This window comes from Ensifer sp. Root558, from assembly GCF_001427045.1.
Taxonomy (GTDB): Bacteria; Pseudomonadota; Alphaproteobacteria; order Rhizobiales; family Rhizobiaceae; genus Ensifer; species Ensifer adhaerens.
Map to the genome: position 1 here is coordinate 102,961 of NZ_LMGC01000007.1, position 18,789 is coordinate 121,749.

General features: G+C 60.4%; 14 protein-coding genes and 1 riboswitch. Of the genes, 11 read left to right on the plus strand and 3 right to left on the minus strand.

Annotated features, from left to right (window positions below; all coding sequences use genetic code 11):
* The first annotated feature begins 173 nt into the window (after nt 1–173).
* From ASD63_RS10445 to ASD63_RS10485, 9 genes are all read left to right on the plus strand, one after another.
* A complete protein-coding gene (locus ASD63_RS10445; RefSeq protein WP_060529230.1) occupies nt 174–1,919 on the plus strand; it encodes a type I secretion system permease/ATPase in 1,746 nt (581 codons plus the stop codon).
* The gene (locus ASD63_RS10450) at nt 1,916–3,334 is read left to right on the plus strand and encodes an HlyD family type I secretion periplasmic adaptor subunit (protein ID WP_060529231.1); all 1,419 of its coding nucleotides are present in this window, start codon (nt 1,916–1,918) and stop codon (nt 3,332–3,334) included. Before ASD63_RS10445 ends, ASD63_RS10450 begins: the two co-directional genes overlap by 4 nt.
* 292 nt (nt 3,335–3,626) lie before the next feature.
* On the plus strand, nt 3,627–4,286 hold the full coding sequence (locus ASD63_RS10455) for a calcium-binding protein (RefSeq protein WP_034798040.1): 660 nt from the start codon (nt 3,627–3,629) through the stop codon (nt 4,284–4,286).
* Between the two features lie 67 nt (nt 4,287–4,353).
* Nucleotides 4,354–6,606 carry a glycosyltransferase family 2 protein gene (locus ASD63_RS10460; protein ID WP_060529232.1) on the plus strand — a complete coding sequence of 751 codons (2,253 nt, stop codon included), beginning with the start codon at nt 4,354–4,356 and terminating at the stop codon, nt 6,604–6,606.
* On the plus strand, nt 6,603–7,448 hold the full coding sequence (locus ASD63_RS10465) for a class I SAM-dependent methyltransferase (protein WP_060529233.1): 846 nt from the start codon (nt 6,603–6,605) through the stop codon (nt 7,446–7,448). The genes ASD63_RS10460 and ASD63_RS10465 overlap by 4 nt, the downstream gene beginning before the upstream one ends.
* On the plus strand, nt 7,445–8,707 hold the full coding sequence (locus ASD63_RS10470; protein ID WP_034798043.1) for a glycosyltransferase family 4 protein: 1,263 nt from the start codon (nt 7,445–7,447) through the stop codon (nt 8,705–8,707). The genes ASD63_RS10465 and ASD63_RS10470 overlap by 4 nt, the downstream gene beginning before the upstream one ends.
* 10 nt (nt 8,708–8,717) lie before the next feature.
* Nucleotides 8,718–9,449: a hypothetical protein gene (locus tag ASD63_RS10475; RefSeq protein ID WP_034798045.1), complete on the plus strand. Its 732-nt coding sequence runs from the start codon at nt 8,718–8,720 to the stop codon at nt 9,447–9,449.
* Nucleotides 9,450–9,459: 10 nt separating this feature from the next.
* Entirely contained in the window at nt 9,460–11,676 is a 2,217-nt protein-coding gene (locus ASD63_RS10480; RefSeq protein WP_060529234.1) for a hypothetical protein, read from the plus strand.
* Nucleotides 11,673–12,974, plus strand: a complete 1,302-nt coding sequence (locus ASD63_RS10485; RefSeq protein ID WP_060529235.1) for a glycosyltransferase family 4 protein — start codon at nt 11,673–11,675, stop codon at nt 12,972–12,974. The genes ASD63_RS10480 and ASD63_RS10485 overlap by 4 nt, the downstream gene beginning before the upstream one ends.
* A gap of 23 nt (nt 12,975–12,997) precedes the next feature.
* Here ASD63_RS10485 and thiD read toward each other — a convergent pair whose 3' ends face one another.
* Nucleotides 12,998–13,873 carry a bifunctional hydroxymethylpyrimidine kinase/phosphomethylpyrimidine kinase gene (gene thiD / locus ASD63_RS10490; RefSeq protein WP_082572838.1) on the minus strand — a complete coding sequence of 292 codons (876 nt, stop codon included), beginning with the start codon at nt 13,871–13,873 and terminating at the stop codon, nt 12,998–13,000.
* 117 nt (nt 13,874–13,990) lie between these two features.
* Nucleotides 13,991–14,094, minus strand: a riboswitch (TPP riboswitch).
* Between the two features lie 592 nt (nt 14,095–14,686).
* Between thiD and ASD63_RS36580 the strand changes: the two genes are divergently transcribed.
* A complete protein-coding gene (locus ASD63_RS36580; protein WP_280138294.1) occupies nt 14,687–15,406 on the plus strand; it encodes a CatB-related O-acetyltransferase in 720 nt (239 codons plus the stop codon).
* Nucleotides 15,407–15,409: 3 nt separating this feature from the next.
* Here ASD63_RS36580 and ASD63_RS10500 read toward each other — a convergent pair whose 3' ends face one another.
* Together ASD63_RS10500 and ASD63_RS10505 are read right to left on the minus strand one after the other, a co-directional pair.
* On the minus strand, nt 15,410–16,540 hold the full coding sequence (locus ASD63_RS10500) for a hypothetical protein (RefSeq protein ID WP_156624133.1): 1,131 nt from the start codon (nt 16,538–16,540) through the stop codon (nt 15,410–15,412).
* 1,028 nt (nt 16,541–17,568) lie between these two features.
* Nucleotides 17,569–17,937: a hypothetical protein gene (locus tag ASD63_RS10505; RefSeq protein WP_034798054.1), complete on the minus strand. Its 369-nt coding sequence runs from the start codon at nt 17,935–17,937 to the stop codon at nt 17,569–17,571.
* A 109-nt stretch (nt 17,938–18,046) separates the two neighbouring features.
* Between ASD63_RS10505 and ASD63_RS10510 the strand changes: the two genes are divergently transcribed.
* Nucleotides 18,047–18,772: a hypothetical protein gene (locus tag ASD63_RS10510; protein WP_034798056.1), complete on the plus strand. Its 726-nt coding sequence runs from the start codon at nt 18,047–18,049 to the stop codon at nt 18,770–18,772.
* The last annotated feature ends 17 nt before the right edge of the window (nt 18,773–18,789 follow it).

Below are 18,789 nucleotides of genomic sequence, written 5' to 3' on the forward strand. Positions count from 1 at the left end.
TTTTTCGCCCCCTTTACTCCCCCCGAATACGACTATCTTGAGCATTCCACCATTATTGTGTCACACTTATCACGGCAACACTGTGATTTAAGTGATAACAAACAAAATAGCTTCCTCAAGACCCCAACGAACTTATCCAGAAAATCGCCACGCGTGACAGCAAACGAGGCAATATGATTAGCAAGAACCAAATTGGGCCAAAGAAGGCACAAAATGGAGCAAACGATCCGCGGCTGCTTATTTTGAAGGCGCGCCGCGTGTTCGTTTTGGCACTTATTTATGCAGCCGTGCTGAGTGCTTGCATCGGCATATTGCAGCTCTCGACACCACTCTACATGATGCAAGTTCATGACCGCGTTTTGAACAGCCAGAGCATGGACACGCTGACCATGCTGACGATTCTCGTCATCGGCGCGCTCGTGATCTACGGCGTGCTCGAATACATCAGGGCTTTGACGTTCCAGGCGATGGGTAGTGCGGTCGTGCGCTGGCTGAACCTGCCGGTGCTGACCGCCGCCGTTCAGGCGGCCGCCGATCAAGGGCTGACCCGGGCGACCCAGTCGCTACGGGACCTGGCGGAATTGAGAAGCTTCCTCACAACCTCTGCCGTCAGCGCCCCACTCGATGCCGCCTGGTCGCCGATCTTTCTCGGGGTGCTCTTTGCGCTGCACCCAATGTTCGGCCTTCTTGGCGCCATTTCCATTGCCCTGCTCGTATGCTGTGGATTGCTGACTGATTTGCTGACTCGCCGGCTGATGAAAGAGGCCAATCAAGCCAATATCGAGGCCGTTTCTAAAATTGGTTCAAGCTTGCGCCATGCCGAGGCGATCGAGGCCATGGGCATGCTGCCGGCACTTGCCCGCCGCTGGCGCACCGCACAGCTGCACGCGCTCGACGCGTTGGAAACCAGCGGAAGCCGCAGCAAGGCGATGGCTTCAATCACCCGTTCGCTGCGCTTCATGATCCAGGCGGCCGCACTGGCAACAGGCTCTATCCTCGTGATGAAACAAGAGATTTCCCCCGGCGCGATGATGGCGACGACCATTCTCATCGGACGCCTGCTCGCCCCGTTTGATTCGATGATCGAGAACTGGCGTCAGTGGGTGCTGGCGATTGCAAGCTGGCGCCGGATAGAGACTGCGCTGAACCAGGATCTGGCCGTACGCCAGACCATGCCGCAGCCGCGCACGCAGGGCGATCTTGTTGTGGATAAGCTCGTTTACGCGGCGCCGGGCCTCGATGTGCCGATCATCAAGGGCGTTTCCTTCTCGCTCTCGCCCGGCGAAGTTCTCGGCATCGTCGGCCCGTCGGCGGCGGGCAAATCGACTTTGGCCCGGCTCCTTGTCGGAATTCAAAAGCCGACCACCGGCGGCGTCTTCCTCGACGGCAACAATGTCTATCTGTGGGAACGCGCTTCCTTTGGCCAGATGACCGGCTACCTGCCGCAGTCGGTCTCGCTGCTCGAAGGAACGATCCGCGACAACATCTCGCGCATGGAGGAAGGCGAACCCCAAAAAGTGCTCGAGGCGGCTCGGCTTGCTGACGTGCACGACATGATCGGGCGCCTGCCGCTCGGCTACGACACTCCGGTCGGCGATGGCCACCTGACGCTTTCGGGCGGCCAGCGCCAGCGCATCGCTCTTGCCCGCTGCCTTTACGACCATCCTCGCCTGATCGTTCTCGACGAGCCGAACGCCAATCTCGACGCCATCGGCGAGCGCGCATTGATCCGCGCGATCGAGCGGGCGCGCAACGACGGTGCGATCGTCATCATGATCGCCCACCGGCCGACGATCATGCAGGCCGCCGACAAGCTGCTCGTTCTTGAAAACGGGCGCATCACCCAGTTTGGCCCGCGCACCGACGTGGTCGCATCCATGACACCCGGCGAGCCGAGACGGGAAGGCGTATCCGCATGACGAACAAACAGAACCTGCCAGCCTCTCGCGACGCACGCACACTCGTGGCCAAGGACGACCGCGCGAACTTGCCCGCGATCCCCGAGCGGCCCCACCCTCTGCACGGGCTGGATGCGGACGCAGAAGGAAGCGCCACCGCGCCGCTGCGCGGTGTGGTCCTTGCGGGCCTGACGACGATCCTCGTCGCCTTTGGTGGCTTCTTCGGCTGGGCGTTTTCAACGGAACTCAGCAGCGCGTCAGTCGCAAGCGGCACGATCGTGGTCGATTCGAAGCGCAAGACCGTGAGCCATTTCGAAGGCGGCATCTTAAACCGGCTCCTGGTCCAAGAGGGTGACCGGGTCGCAGCCGGCCAGCCGTTGCTCAAGCTCGAAGATACGCGCGCCCGCTCCGACCTTCAGGCACTGCAAAGTCGCCGCATCGGCCTGATTGCAAAGCTCGCGCGCCTACGCGCGGAGCAGAGTGGATCGCAATCAATCGCTTTTCCTGATGACCTGACCGCAACATCTGACGCTACGGCCGAGGACGCGATCAAAGCGGAAACGAACTTCTTCGACAGGCGCCGTGAAGCCAAAACCGGTCGCCTGGAGATTCAGCGCAAGACGATCGAGGAATTCTCGGAAAAAGCGAAATCGCTGACGGAGCAGATCCGCGCAACCGATCGGCAGGTCGAACTTATTACCGAGCAGCGAACATCAATCGCAACGCTGGTCGCGAAGGAATATGCACAGCGCTCGAAGCTGATCGAGATCGATGCAAAGCTCAGCGAGTTGGCCGCAACCCGCGGTGAGCTTGCGGGCAACAAGGCCCAGGCAGAAAAGGCGGAAGCCGGCGCCGAGCTCGGCTTGACCGGGATCGAGAATGAGTTCCAGTCCGAGATCGCCGGGGAAATCACCACGGCCCGTCTTGAGCTTTCCGATGTCGAAGAACGATTGGTGTCAGCCAAAGACATCCTGACGCGCCTCGACATTCGCTCGCCGCAAGCGGGTATCGTCACCAACATCCAGCTACGCACGGCAGGCAGCGCCGTCTCCGCGGGGCAACCGCTTCTCGATATCGTGCCCGAGGACGAGCCACTGCTGGTAGAAATGCATGTCGGCACCCGTGACATCGACAGCATCGATATCGGTTCGAAGACGCAGATCAGGTTGACAGCCTACAACCAACGCACGCACCTGCCTCTCGACGGCGAGATCAGCTATGTGGCGGCCGATCAGTCGGTGGATGAGAAATCGAACGTCTCCTACTATGTGGCGCGTGCCCGCATTGCGGCCTCGTCGCTCAGCGCCAACCCGGACATTCGCCTCTATCCCGGCATGCCCGCCGAAGTCCTGATCGTCCATAAGCCGCGCTCGGCGATCGACTACATGGTCTCGCCGATTGCGGACAGCCTGAACCGCGCATTCCGGGAAGACTGAACCAGATCTTCAGAGAGCATCCGAAGCCGGCGAAATTTGAATTCGCCGGCATTTTATTTCTAATTTTGAATTGAATTCCAAGTAATACCGAAGATACTTACCCCTTATATCGTGGGGATAAACATCAAAAAGACACAAAATATACATCACAGGTAGAGATTTATAATACAACACAGCCAAATTTCTTTTGTTTTTGCTGTTGCCATATGTTTTTTTGCAGTGCAATGTCCCGGCGCTCATCCAAGGTTTGAGGCCAGAGATGGGCGTAAGCAACAACTAAGAGGAGTAGCATATGGCCACGTTGGAAGGCGGCGCGTATGATGACGCCCTTTTTGGCTCACGCTTCGACGACTTCATCCACGCTCGCGCTGGAGATGACTTCGTGAACGGAGGCAATGGCGACGACACCATTTTCGGCGACGAAGGTGATGACATGCTGTTCGGCGGTAACGGCAGCGATACCCTGTTCGGCGGATGGGGTGACGACGTTATCCATGGCGAGAACGGGAACGACGTTCTGTTCGGCGGCCAGGGTGATGACCTGCTTTACGGCGACAACGGGAACGACATTCTCATTGGCGGCGGCGGCAGCGACCTGCTGATGGGCGGCCGAGGCAGCGACATCCTGTTCGGTGGTGCCGACAACGACATCATCAACGGCGGCCAGGGCGACGACGTCATGACCGGCGGGGAAGGCAGCGACGTGTTCGTGTTTGACGGCGGTGGCGGCAACGACGTCATCCTCGACTTCACGCCCGGCGAAGACCTGCTGCAGATTTCGAAGGACATCAACGGCCTCGACATTTCGTCGCCGGAAGATCTGGCATCGCGCGTCACCCAGGTTGGCGGCAACGTCGTCATCGACTTCGGCCATGGCGACACGCTGACGCTTGTCAATGCGGACGCCGACGACATCCAGGCAAATCCGAACCACTACTTCACGATCCATTGAGATTGAACGGCGCGCCCCACTTCCTCCCGGTGGGGCGCCCTCCCTTTTCGTCCTTCAGGAGTAACGCGTGACGGCAGACGACCGTATCAGAAGCTTCGGCCCCGACTTCACAAGCGCCGCAGCATTCAGGCTCGGCTTCGACGTTGCTGTGCTGATCTGGGACGCACCTTCTGAACTTCCGGCAAAGAGCAAATACGCTCTTTCCGCGTCGCGGTCCCTCGTCCCTCTCGTCAGCATGGCGCTTCCGCGCGCTCTAGGTGGCCAACGGATCTTCTGGGCGATGCGCCCCGGAAACGACCGCGAACTCGCCGAAATCGCGGCCGATGGCGAGGTTTTGCAGACGGTGGTTCTGGAACCAACCGCCAAGCTCCCCTTCCTCGATCTGGCGGCCCAGCTTTCCGATCTCCAGCCCGAAGGTCGTCTCAAGTTTCTCAACAATCTGCTCACGGTCTGGCGAAGCGCGTTTCGCCTGTCGCGTGACGAGTTCTTTATCGGCCTCGTCGATGACGTGATCCACGCCCTGAACCTTGGCCAGCGCCCCGCAACCATCGCCTGTCGGCTGGCGCATGGGCGCTATCTGGCAGAGACGACCGTCAATCCCGAGCTCGGCGAGATCAACGCCATCTATGCGCTCGGCGCCGAGGCAATTTTACCGCTGCCGCAGCAATTTGCCGTAACCGGCCGAACCGAGCGCGGCCAGCGCCGCTGCCATTTCGTTCTTGAATCGCCGCGCGCGCCCCAGGCGCTCTCACTCATCATCATGGGAAAGCGCGGTATCGCCGTGCGCGAGCTTTCGCCGCGCGGTTCGCGATATCCCAACCTCCAGCAATGGTGGCCCGAGCACGGCGCAGCGCCGGGCTTGCGCGAGTTCGTCGTGCGGTCCTTGAGCGAGGTTCCGGAAAGCGGCACGGCCCTTGCGATCGACCTGCAGCTTCGCTCCGCCCTGCCGGCAAAGCAGGCGGGCAAGTCCGCACTGCATCCGGGTGCTGAGATCGACCTCGCCCTTGCCATGTCGGAAGGCCTGCTCATCGGCGGATGGACGCGGGACGCGAACGGCGTCCTTGCCGGCATCGACTATCTCCAGGAAGATGGCACGGCCTTGCCGCTCGATGGCAACTGGTATGAATTTCCGGGCTGGGCCCGCGGCGCCGAAGAAGGCTCCAAGACCGACGTGACCGGTTTTGTCAGCTGGCTGCCGATGCGCGATCCGCTTGGGCCCCTTCTCCAGCCGCGATTCCAGTTGCGGCTGGCGTCCGGCGCAGTCAAGCCGCTGGTGCCAAAACCGCAACCGTTCGATCCAGCAACACAACGCAACCGCATCCTGCGTGCCGTTCCGCCCCAGCACGCCAACGATCAGGCATTCCGCACGATTCTCGCACCGGCGCTGAAAGACGTGGAACAGCGACTGGGCAAGACGATCAGGGTCGACCAGACCAAGGACTTCGGCCCGATGATGGCCGCGCCTCTCATCTCGATCGTCGTTCCCCTCTACCGCGTGCTCGACTTCCTGCGCTTCCAGCTGTCGGGACTTGCGACCGATCCTTTCGTCGCGGCCAACGCCGAGATCATCTACGTGCTCGATTCCCCGGAGATCCACGACGAGACGGAACACCTGCTCGGTGGCTTCCATCTTCTTCACGGGCTTTCGATGAAGCTCGTGGTGATGAACCGCAACGGCGGCTATGCCCGCGCCTGCAATGCCGGCGCGCGGTTTGCCCGCGGTTCCGTCATTGTCATGCTCAACTCGGACGTCGTTCCCTGCGGGGCCGGCTGGCTGGAAAAGCTTGCGCTGCCGGTGCTGAAGGAAAAGTCGATCGGCGCCGTCGGCCCGAAACTGCTGTTCGAGGACGGCTCGCTGCAGCATGCGGGCCTCTATTTTGCCCGCAACAAGCAAGACATCTGGCTCAATCACCATTTCTACAAGGGCATGCCGGGCGCCTATGCGCCGGCGCAGGAAATGCGCAGCGTGCCCGGCGTCACCGGCGCCTGCCAGGTGATGCGCAAGGAGGTGTGGGACCTCGTCGGCGGCTATGCCGAGGACTTCGTCATTGGCGACTACGAGGACAGCGATCTCTGCCTCAAGATCCGCCAAGCCGGCTTCGACATCGTCTATGAGCCGGCAGCCTGTCTCTATCATCTGGAGCGACGCTCGATCAGCCGCAGCCAGGATTACACGCGCGGCGTCGCCAGCCAGTACAATGCATGGCTGCATACCGAGCGCTGGAACCAAGACATTACCACCCTGATGCCATCCTACCTCGGCGCCGAAGAGGCGGCAGCGCCGAGCACCCGTAAGCCTGCCGCCAGGAGCGCCGCATGAACCAGCCCGCACTTCGCCACGTAGACAACCTGCAGCCGGGCCGGCAACAGAACGGAGACCGTATCGAAGGCATGCTTCAGACGGTTCTCACCAATCGTTTCCTGCCGCAGCCGGACCAAAACAGCGTCTTCGTCGGAGATGGCAACTACCGGGCTGTCGGCGCGGAGTTTCTCGGCCACTTCATCCGCATGGGCGGATTACAGCCGAAAAGCAGCGTGCTCGACATCGGCAGCGGCATCGGCCGCATGGCCGTTCCGCTGACGCAATACCTCGATAGCGATCACGGGCGCTATGTCGGTATCGACCCGGTGGAAGGCGGCGTCACCTGGTGCCGTCAATCCGTCACGCCGGTCTATCCGAATTTCACCTTCCAGCATGTCGACATCGCGCACGAACTCTACAATCCGTCGGGGAGGATCAACGGCAAGGCGCTGAAGCTGCCTTACCCTGATCGCAAGTTCGACTTCGCCATCATGACGTCGATCGTTACCCATCTGCCGCCGGACGAAGTGCTCGTCTATTTCAGCGAGATCAACCGGATGCTGAAGCCCGGCGGACGGCTCTTCGTCACCGCCTTCGTGGCCGATAGCATCGCCGCGAAGGATGAACACGGCCGGCGGGATCCCCGCCTTGCCTTCGTTCGCAGCGGCGACGGCCCCTGCTGGTTCGTGCCCGGCCTGCCGCCGCTTGCCGCCGTCGGTTTCGACGACGGCTTCCTCGACCGGGCGCTGGAGCGGGCAGGCTTCACGACGGTCCTGAAATCGCTCGGTCACTGGCGGGGCCAAAGTGCCGGTCACTACCAGGATGTCTTCGTCGCCGAACGCCGGAGTGTGAGCGGATGAAGAAGCGTATTCTGGTCGCCGCGCACAACCATCCAGCACTTCACCCCGGCGGCACGGAGATTTTCGCGCACGACCTCTTCCGTGCCTATCAGCGGGCCGGTCACGAGGCGCTCTTCCTCGGCGCCACCAACCAGACCCACCGCCAGGTGCGGCCCGGCACGAGCTTTCAGGCGATCGGCCCCGAAGGCGACGAGGTACTGTTGTGGTCCGGCCATTTCGATCGCTTCTTCTTGAGCCAGATCGACCTCTATGGCGTCGTGCCTGACCTTACCGAGCTTTTGCGCGATTTCCGGCCGGATGTGGTTCACATCCACCATCTCCTGCTGCTTGGCGCCGAGTTTCCGCACATCGTCCGCCGCACCCTGCCCGACTGCCGGATCGTGATGACCCTGCACGACTACTACCCGCTTTGCCATCACGATGGGCTGATGGTGCGCACCAGCGGCAAGGAGCTTTGTCACAAGTCGAGCCCCGACCGTTGCCATAGCTGTTTCAAGGACATTCCGCTCGATCGTTTCGTGTTGCGCGAGCAGCATCTGAAAGCATTGCTCAGAACCGTCGATCGCTTCATCTCGCCGAGCCAGTTTCTGAGACAACGTTTCATCGACTGGGGTCTTAACGGCGACCAAATCGACGTGATTGCCAACGGCCTGCCGCCACGAGACGCGCCGTCGCGCAAGGGCCAGCCGGAGAACGATCGGCCGGTCTTTGGCTATTTCGGCAATCTCAATCCGTGGAAGGGCACGTCGGTGCTTCTCGAGGCTGCGCGGCAGCTAATCGACGAGGGCCTGCGTTTTGAGCTGCGGGTGCACGGGGGCGCCCCCTTCCAGGCCGACAGTTTCAAGGACGAGATCGCCCGGCTCTTCAAGAAGACGGCGCCTTCGGTCCAACAGCGCGGCGCCTACAGGCGCGAAGACATCGGCGGCCTCATTGCCGCTGTGGACTGCACCATCGTGCCTTCGATCTGGTGGGAGAACGCGCCGCTCGTCATCGGCGAGGCGCAGTCTCAGCGCAAACCGGTGATCGCCAGCAATATCGGCGGCATGGCCGAAATGGTGCAGGACGGCGTCAACGGCATCACCGTCTCGCCGAACGATCCGCGTGCGTTGGCTGCTGCCATGCGCCGCATAGCGGAAAGCCCTGACCTTCGGCGCCGCCTTTCGGCCAATGCCCGCAAGCCCAACGATATCGATACCACTGCCCGGCGCTATCTCACGCTCATCGACGCGATCGAGCCCCGAGAAATCGTCGCCGCCTAGAGGGAAGACCATGTCTGTAGCAGCCGACAAACCGGACGTCGCACCGGAGCAAAACAATGCAAAGCCGCTGAAGGGCCGCGTGGACGCGATCGACCAGGGCCGCGTCTTCGGCTGGGCCTTTGACCCGGAAACCCCGGAAAAGCGGCTTGCCATTCGCGTGCTTCTCGACGGCAAGGTGATCGCCGAGGCACTCGCCGACCGCAACCGGCCCGATCTCAAGCGCAACGGCATTGGCGACGGCAACCACGCGTTTGAAATCGCGTTGCCTGAGATGGCGAGCGCGCGCAGCGGTGAACTCGTCGTGCTTGCGGCGACCGGCAAAGGCGGCGAACTGCCGCTTCGTGTTCCCAAGCCCGACGAACAGGCGGCTGAAGCGCTGATTGCAGCGCCACTTGCAAAAGTGCTCGACAAGCTCGACGTGCTGATGGCAGCGCAACGGCAATTGCAGGTCTCGCAGCGTTCCGCCCTGCGGTCGAAAGTCGACGACGGCGACGAAGCCGAAAGCCCCGGACTTGCAGCAATCAGCGATGATGTCGCGAACCTCCGCGGAGAGATCACCCAACGGTTGACCGATCTCGACGTCCACCTGATGCGGCTCGACGGTGTAATCGCGGGTATGGAAAAGAGCCTCAACGCACTGAAGCAGCGCTCGAACGGCGATTTGAAGCCGGCGTTTCTGCTACTCTTCGTGCTTGCGGGCTTTGCGGCAGGCGCGATCCTTTCCGTCTTCCTTCGGACCTGAGGCGCATCTCATGCCCAGTTCGGAAAGCCTTTCCGCAAGCCCAGCACCGCTCGGCCGCATCGCGCGCAGTGGACGGATCGTCGCCTGCCCGATCGACGAAACATTGTTGCTGGTTATCGGAACCGGTGGCCCGATGGCCGATCAGTTGCCGGTCGAGATCAATGAAGATGCGTCAAGCCAGGTTATGGCGTCGGTCGTCGGCTGGCGGCTGGCGGCAGCCCAGTCTTCCACCACGCATGGCTTTGCCGCGCTGTTGCCGGTCGAAGGCTCGGCGCAACTGCCGACTACGCTCCGCTTCGGCAAGACGGGTAACGGTAAGCGCTATATGGTTGCGCCACGCACCTTTTCGATCGGTGAAGTCACGGCAATGCTGAAGGATTTCGCCGGTCCGCAGCTGGTACACGTGCTCGGTCGTCTGGTGGACGTGCTTATCAAGCCACCGCATGCCGACCAACGGCTCGCGGCCATTACGACCCTGCTTAAAACGGGAGCGGCGAGCGACGGATATATCGAACTGCTCGGCGAGGGGCATGATGGAACCATCGCGCTGAAAGGATGGGCGCACGACCTGCCCGCCGGCGTCTGCCGGGCGATCATCAAGAGCGACGAAACATTCCTTGCCGATTGCAGCGTCGCCATTTTCCAGCGCAACGACGCGCCTGACGGCTCGGCCGGCTTTGTCGGCCTCCTGTCCGCAAACGATCTGCCCCGAGCGCGCGACATCAAGGGCATATTCTATCGCGGCCGGGGCGCCTGGCGTTACGCCGGGCTCCACGAACGCCGGGTCGTGACCGGTCCGCTCGAGACACCCGGCCATATCCGCGCGATGCTGCTCCAGAGCCAGAGCTCGCCGCAAGTCATGCTTCGCCTGCGCGATGCCGCGAGCGGATACGATGGCACCGAGACGATCTCAAGCCTTCCGGTTCCTGTCCGCCTTGGCGTGGACGCACTCTACCAGGGTGAGGATGGTGCCTTCCTGATTTCGGGCTGGCTTTTAGACCCTGACGGGCATGTTGAAAGCGTGCGACTGTGCCGACAAGGCGGCGGAGCGCGGCTGGACGCAGACTGGACCCGAACCGAACGGTCCGACGTCGAAGAAGCCTTCGTCGATCGGCCGGAATTCAAAAGCGCGATTTCCGGCCATCGCCGGTCCCATGGCTTCATCGGTCAAATCGAGGCGCTTGGTGGCGAGGCAGAAGGGCCAGTTCACCTCGAACTCACCCTTCGCGATGCCCGCCGCGCCTACATGCCACTTTTCCCCGTCCGGCTACCGGCACGCGCCGCCGCCCTACGGCTGCTTGGCTCGATCGATCCGACAAGCTGGGCCCTGCCCGATATCATCGACCGGCAGGTCGTCCCGTTCCTGACGGCGGCGCACAACACCGCACCGAGCGTCGAGACAGTCGTCGACATGGGACCGTTCGATCAGGCCGAGGGTACTGCCATCCTTCTTGTCGCCGGAGAAACCGAGACGGATTTCGCACCGCTTTTGGGGCTGCTCGCGCTCGATCCCCAAACCCGTCGTGCGCCGATTGCGCTCGTGCTCCAGGCCGAGCGGTTCCGACGGCACGCGGTCCACATCCGTCAACTCTCCGAATTCTATCGCTTGCCGCTGCGGCTCGTCTCCGTCGAAGGCGCCGGTGATGCCGGCGACCTGGCGCAAGCGGCCGCCGAAAGCGTAAACAGCGACGCGGTCGTTCTGCTTTCCGCGTCGCTGACGCCAGCCAATGCCGGGTGGTATCAGGCACTCGTTTCCGCTTACGAGGCAAAGACGGGAAGCATCATTTCGCCGACCCTTGCCTACGAGGATCACTCTATCCGCTGGGCCGGCAGCACGTCGCTCGATCGTCCCGACCATCTGCAATCGAGCCGCTACGCCGGCTATCCTGTCGGCGCCGTCAATCGACTGAAGCTGACCCGGGTCGCAACTGCATCCCTCGATTGCTGCATCCTGCCGCGTGAAGCGCTTTTGGAGGACGCTGGCCTGTCGCCGACCTATCTCGGCGCAGCACTGAAGGGCCTCGATCTCGCGCTTCGCCTCAGCGGCAAGGGCTATGAGGCCTACTGGCTTCCTTCCCTGCAGATGGTGGGATCGGACGAGGTGCCCGGAGCGGGCGCTGCCGCCACCGCGCGGTTCGTGGAGCGTGTCGACCGGACGCTCTTCCGCGCCCGATGGATGCCCGCCTCCGAAACCGCCAAGACATTTTTCGAGGAGACTGACGCATGAGCGAAAAACTCCGCGTACTTGTGGTCTCCCACGGCCACCCGACCCACTCTCTTGGCGGGGCGGAAATTGCTTCGCATGGTCTTCACAAGGCGCTGAACGGCCTGTCGGGTGTGGAATCGATCTACCTCGCCCGCGTCGGCAATCCGGTTCCGCGCCATGGCGCCTCCGCGCTGATGAGCCTGCGTCTCGCCATGGACGAAGTGCTCTACCATGCCGAAGACTTCGACCATTTCTTCCTCTCCAACGGCGATACGGACGCGATCCGCCGTGACCTCTTGCGCTTCGTCGGCGACATCAAGCCGGACGTCATTCACTTCCATCATATTCTCGGCTTCGGCCTGGAGGCGCTCTATGCCGTTCGTGATACCCTGCCCAAGGCACGCATCGTCGTGACGTTCCATGAGTATCTGCCGATCTGCCACAATCACGGGCAAATGGTGAAACGCCCCTCGGGCCAGCTTTGCAACGGCGCCTCACCGATCAGTTGCCACACGTGCTTCCCCGAAATCCCGGTGTCGCGCTTCGTTCGCCGCGAACAGTTCGTGCGCGGCATGCTCAATCTCGCCGACGCCTTCATTGCGCCGAGTGCCTTTCTCGCCAACCGCTATGTCGAGTGGGGGCTCGAAGCCGCAAAGATCTTCGTGATCGAGAACGGCATCGTCATGGGCGACAAGGCGCCAGCCCGCGAATTGCCGTCGCCGACGGCCCGACGCAACCGCTTTGCCTATTTCGGGCAGATGACGCCATTCAAGGGCGTTCACGTGTTAATCGACGCGGTATCACGGGTGCCCGACGACATCTGGGGCGATGATTCCTCGCTGATGATTTTTGGCGGGAACCTCGAGCGTCAGCCAAACGACTATCAGGAGAAGGTAGCGAAACTCATCGAGGACGCCGGTCGTCGCGTCCGCTTCTATGGCGCCTACCAGAACCAGGACATGCCAAGGCTGATGCGCTCGGTCGACTGGGTGGTAATGCCCTCCGTCTGGTGGGAGAACTCCCCTGTCGTTATCCAGGAAGCGCTGCATCACGGCCGGCCGATCCTGTGTTCAGACATCGGCGGCATGGCCGAAAAGGTTCGCGACCGGCTGGACGGCCATCACTTCCGCGCCGGGAGCGCCCAGGATCTGGCGGACCGCCTGATCGACGTCTTGGCCGCCCCGCGGGCATGGGACAATCTGCGTGCGACACTTCGACGACCGACGAGCCACGTCGATTGCGCACGCGAGCATGTGGCGCTCTATCGCAAGATGCTCAAGGGCGAGCAACCGGCCCTGCCGAGCGCGGCAGTGGCCTGAGGTAAGCCCGAAGCCCACACTGCTCAGCCAGATCGCGAAGCACGGCCAAGAGCGCCCTGGGCTTCGGCTACGTTCGATGCCGCGGCGCCCGACCCTTTGTCGTCGCCCCACCAATGATGAAAATGATGCACCGGCCCCCGCCCCTGGCCGATGGCCAGGCCATCGGCTGCCACCAGCGCGGCATGCAAGTAGGCCTTGGCTGCCACAACCGCATCGTCAATCGGCATACCCTTGGCAAGCCCCGACGCGATTGCGGCCGATAGGGTGCACCCGGTGCCATGATCATTGCTGGTTTCGATCCGTGGTCGCGACAGGTTGAGGACATCCTCCCCGCTATAGAAAATATCGATAGCATCCCTGCCCTTGGCATGTCCGCCCTTCATCAGCACCGACCGCGCGCCGAATTTCAGAAGCATCTCGGCCTGGCGCGCGATCTCGGTTTCGGTTTCGGCGATCCCGCGTCCGGTCAACAGCGCCGCCTCGGGCAGGTTCGGCGTCAGAATGAGCGCGAGCGGCAACAACTCCTCCTTGAGCGTCGCGATCGCGTCCGGTTGCATCAAGTGATCGCCCGAGGTCGCCACCATCACCGGGTCTATGACAGCCAGCCGGTCGTAGCGCTTCAGACCAGCCGCGATCACCGCGATCGTCTCGCGCCGCGACACCATTCCGATCTTCACCGCACCGATGGCGAGATCGGAAAACACAGCGTCGATCTGAGCCGTAACGACAGTCGGGGAGATATCTTCCACCGCAGAAACCCCGCGAGTATTCTGCGCGGTGACCGCGGTGATCACGCTTGCGCCATAAACGCCGAGCGCCGAAAACGTCTTCAGGTCCGCCTGAATACCAGCCCCGCCGCCGCAATCCGAACCTGCGATGGTAACGGCGATCGCAGTCATCTGGCCACCTGTATGAGGCTTGAGCCTTCTATAACTGATTCAAAAACAGACAGCAGCAACGCGATCTCCCGCAAACGGACGGAGACCGGACCAAGGGGCGCGAAAACGGTTGGTGAGCAGAAGGGCCCTCGCCGTTCCTACGCCGGTATGATCCGGATCAGGTTCAAGGGTCTGGCTCACCGCCATCTCAGCACCGTGACAGTGCGCCCCTCGGCAGGAAGAATGCTAGGGGCGGATGACTCGGGTTGTCAAGGGCCGGAGTTTGGAGCTCGAATGCGTGGTTCGATGGAATTGGCCAGAATTCCAAGCTTTCACAAGCACAAAAAAGGCCCCTATTGCCGCTAGAGCGCAAGGGGCCTTTTGTCTGAGCGTTCGACTTCACAGACACGCCGACATTACTTTTTTCATCCGACAAGGCAAGCGGTAAGCACACACATGTATGTCAGAAACCTGAGAACCCGGTGTCGGATTTCGGCTGGATACACCGTCCTGGAGGGCGCTTTGGATCTACCAGTTTTCAGAGAATGCATTTGACGGTTCAAACAGGGCTGCACACCGGTAGTGGCAGGCAAGGGTGAGAAAGATAATTCCCCCCGCAGTACCGCGGTACGACAGGGTGTTGATTTTCCATTATTCTGACGACGATCGGAGAATTTCTTGTTATCGCAAGCGCCAGTCGCCTAGAAAGCGGCCGACCGCTTCTTCACAATTTGCCACGGCTTGAAAGGAAGGATATGCATCGGCGGGCAGTGCGCCTACAGGGCGCCTTGGTCGTCAAAAAAGGTTGGATGAGAAGTTTTGTCGCAGACAGTAGTGGAAAACGAAAAGCAGATTCTAAAGTTCGGAGCCGCAATTTCGTCTCTGAGGGGCATCGCCGCACCGCTCGAATTCGAAGCCCCGGTCAACGTGATGTCGCCCATCACCGAGGCAACCATGATCGGAGCGTATTCCTACATCGGACCGGGCGGCGAACTCTGTGGTGCGCGTATCGGCCGCTTCTGCTCGATCGCCGCCCGTGTGGTCATCGGGCCCTTCGAACATCCGACGGATTGGATTAGCACGCACCCCTTTCAGTTTGGCAGGTCAAGAAAATTCAAGTTCTGGTCTGAAGCCACCGAATTTCGTTTCAATCAGTTGGAGTTAAAACCCGCACCACATATCGGCAACGACGTCTGGATTGGGGATGGCGCGCGGATCATGCGCGGGGTGACGATCGGCAATGGAGCGATCGTTGCTGCAGGCGCGGTTGTGACCAGGGATGTCCCATCCTTTGCGATCGTGGGGGGCGTACCGGCTAAAATCATTCGGTATAGGTTTGATCAGGACACCATCGCGCGTCTGGAGAAAGCGCAATGGTGGAACTTCAAGATTTGGGCTGCGCGCCCAGATTTTCGGGACATAGCTTCGATACTCAAAACCATCGAAGAAAACGACGCGCCACCATTCGACCCGCACCAGCGGAAATTGTCGATCGAGGACGGTAAATACGTCGTTTCCGACCCGATCGGCCGAACTCGCAACAAAGCGGCCTGATCGTTATCCGACGACGATATTGCTCTGTGTCCACGGTATGCCCTTGGGCTTGGTTGTGAGATTATCCCGGTAAAGCGTCACAACTGCACTGTTCAGCCCGCCAAGTATACAAGCGGCCGGTGTTTCGCGCCGGAACTTGAAATTGCAGGCTCCAAGTTTGATCGAGACCTCCGCGAAAGCCCCCCCGCTCTCCTCGACTTTGATCGGGAAGTACTGGTTCCCTTCGATATTCGTCCGGTCAAACGCAATTCCTAGGAAGGCAATGTTCTGCGCTTTGCCGTGTCCAAGGATGTGAACGCCGTTTCTGTTGCATGGGCCGATCGTGCCACCTATGAACGACAGCTCATTGACGCCGATAGGGCCTGACCGGATAACAATTGGGTTTCGGACTAACCTTGCAACATCGGCCCCCTTGAAACCGCCGTTCCCTAAGTTCGTGAATGCGCAGTTCGAGGACCCGTCGTGCAGGTCAACGATCCCCCCGCCGTGCGTTGCCCCCATCCGGCTCAAAATGTTCGCGAATTGACCATCTCGCGCAACACCGACGAATGCGCCCCCGCCGCCGATTCCGATATCGCCATGGATATTCGTCATCTGAATGCCCCCGCAATTCAGAGAGTTCCGGCCAACGTTGCGGACGCCGGCAGCAACGCCATGAAAGCGAAGGTTGTCGAACTGGTACGCGCGCATGGCGGTCTCTTGCGTTTCGTTGCTCGAGCCGTTTGGCGTCCATGAAACCGGGAAATCTAGATCGCCAACGGCGATCTTGGTGTTTGCGAAGGTACAGCCGTCCAACTTTAGGCCCCGACCGTAGATATGGAAGATCTTTCCACCTCCCTCTGTCCCGACCCTGCTGATCACTGCGTCGATGTCAGCAGCCGCCCCAGCCGGTCGCTCAAAATGAAAGAGTGTTGTGACAGCGTTCCCCGCATCACACTCGACGAAAAATCCGGAAGCCTCGAAGTTTGCGGCCGATACATTGAACAGCCGCGGCATCGAGTTCTCCGACACCCTGATCTTGCTACTCGCCCGATTGCCAACCCGGGACGCCATGACAGACGATACATTGGCGCCTGGGTAATTTACATTGATCGTGTCGCTGATGCGGAGTAGCGCTCCCGTGACGTCAATCATCTCGCCACTATCGAGTGCCGACTGCAACGCTGCCGTATCATCCCCCCCGGAGCCAACCTTACTCCGCCCACTTCCGAAAGCCTCGACATGCCAAAGTCGGCGCTCCGGGTTGCCGGCGTCCTCGCGGAAAGCTGAGGAAGCCAATGCCCCCTTGCAACCCATCGCCACCAACCCCGCCCCTGCGAAACTCAAAAATGATCGTCTGTTCTGCATGTATCGCCCGAGTTCGTTCGTTAGTGGCGCTGCCCTTCGACGGCCTTGTACCTCTATTGCCATTGCGGCGTCTACAAGAGGGCCAAACTAGCCGTACCCACGCTTTGATGGTACGGACCAAAAACCCAAAGAAGAGGCATCCATGGACGATAAGCCGAAACGCAATTTGGACCTGATTTTGATTGTCACCGTGACCAGTGGCGTATTGTTGACGATTGCTGGCGCGCTGCTGCTCGCAACCCCTTAATCCGGAGGAAGCTATGTTAGTTTGCTGTATTCGAGATTGTGGAAAGCCTTAACACGCAAACGGCTATTGCGAAAACCATGCGCGCCGGCCGACAAACTACGAAGACCCACGAAAGAAAGCCCCCAGAGGCGAACGGCTTCGATGGATTATGAAGCATGTTGACTTCGATGGTCACGGTTGCCTCTCTTGGCCATTTGCAAAATCCCCGAACGAGCAGCCATCTCTGCAATACAACGGGGTCCATGCCGGCGCCGCACGCGTAATGTGCATCATGGCCCACGGAGGGCCTACAGGCGACTCGACCTACGCAATTGTTGCGTGCCGCAATGAAGACGGCTGATGCGTCCACCCCAAGCATGTTCGATGGGGAGCGCGTTCAGAGAAGCACTATGCAAACCTCACTGCAGACGATATTCGTGAGATCCGTCGCTTGGAAGGTGCAGCAACCAAGTCAGCCATCACCCGTCAGTTCAAAATATCCAGAGAAACCGTCCGCTGTATCCTAGCACGCGAAACGAGGGCGCGGGTGGAATAAGGTAGGGAACCGGGCACCTTCCGCCTTGCCGCATTATTCGAGGCTAGCCTTCAACCCGGCCAAGCAGAGTGCGGCCGCCGGTGTAACTGACACACATACAGGACCATCGTTGACTTGGGCTCGGCCCTTGCCATTCACCCAGCAAGCGGCCCAACTCTCAACACTCACGAGCTGGTTCGCAAGCTCCAGCGCGGTCTCAAGCGATGTAGTGTACTCCGGGACTACCGCGGGCTTTTCGTCGGGGTTGAGCCAAGTAACCTTCTTTCCAGGTGGTTTGCCAGCACCGGAATCGATTATCGCAACGTGTCGTCGCCACCCAAATAATGTAGCGATGTATCCATCATACATACGTTCCGGAGTTATGGCCTCATCCAGGATTGTTATGACCTCCTCGACGTTCATCACCTAGCTCCCAATCATCTCAGTTACGTGGCAAAAGACACTGCCCTCACTGCGTTGCCTTAACGTCATCTTGGCGGTACGACAAGACAAGGCAAAAAAGGGGAGCCACATGGTTTCGGAAGATAAGCTTCACACTACGATCAAAGCGGTATGGAATAACGCGGAAGATGAGACCTATCGACAGGACCAATCTCACTACCGTGGCGTCGGCAGATGGGCGGATGACGAGGCTTGGCAGGATATCGGCCGATCCTCAATGCAGAAAATCAAGTTCCTGTGGCGCCTTCTCAATAGACCAAATGCGTCACTCGCAAATCAGGTGGTCCTGGAGTGGGGACCTGGCGGAGGCGCGAATGCATTCGGTCTTCGAGAAATTAGTTCCCGGTACTATGGAGTAGATATCTCCGAGAAAAACCTAGCCGAAGCCGGCCGGATGATGACGGCGGAGGGGAGACCTAACTATTTCAAACCTGTACTTCTCGCTGGGGTCCCGCAATCGATAGTCGGTGACGTGGAGCCGATCAATATCTTTCTTAGCACGGCAGTGTTTCAACACTTCCCATCCCGAGATTACGGAATCGAGGTCCTCAAGGCTCTCCGGTCAATGTGCGCCCCCAACGCCGGGGGCTTCATCCAAATCCGGTTCGATAACGGCAACCCTAAATATCGCGGTATTGCGTCTATCCAAGAATATGAGCGTGAACACATCACCGCAAACTCTTATCCCATCGAAGTTTTTTGGGACGCCCTTGACGCTGCCGGATTCCAGCCTCTCGCTGTGAATGGCCTCCGGACGAAAAACAACTATGCAACCTTCTACATGGCGGCTAAATAGGCCCCGTTTTCAACTGG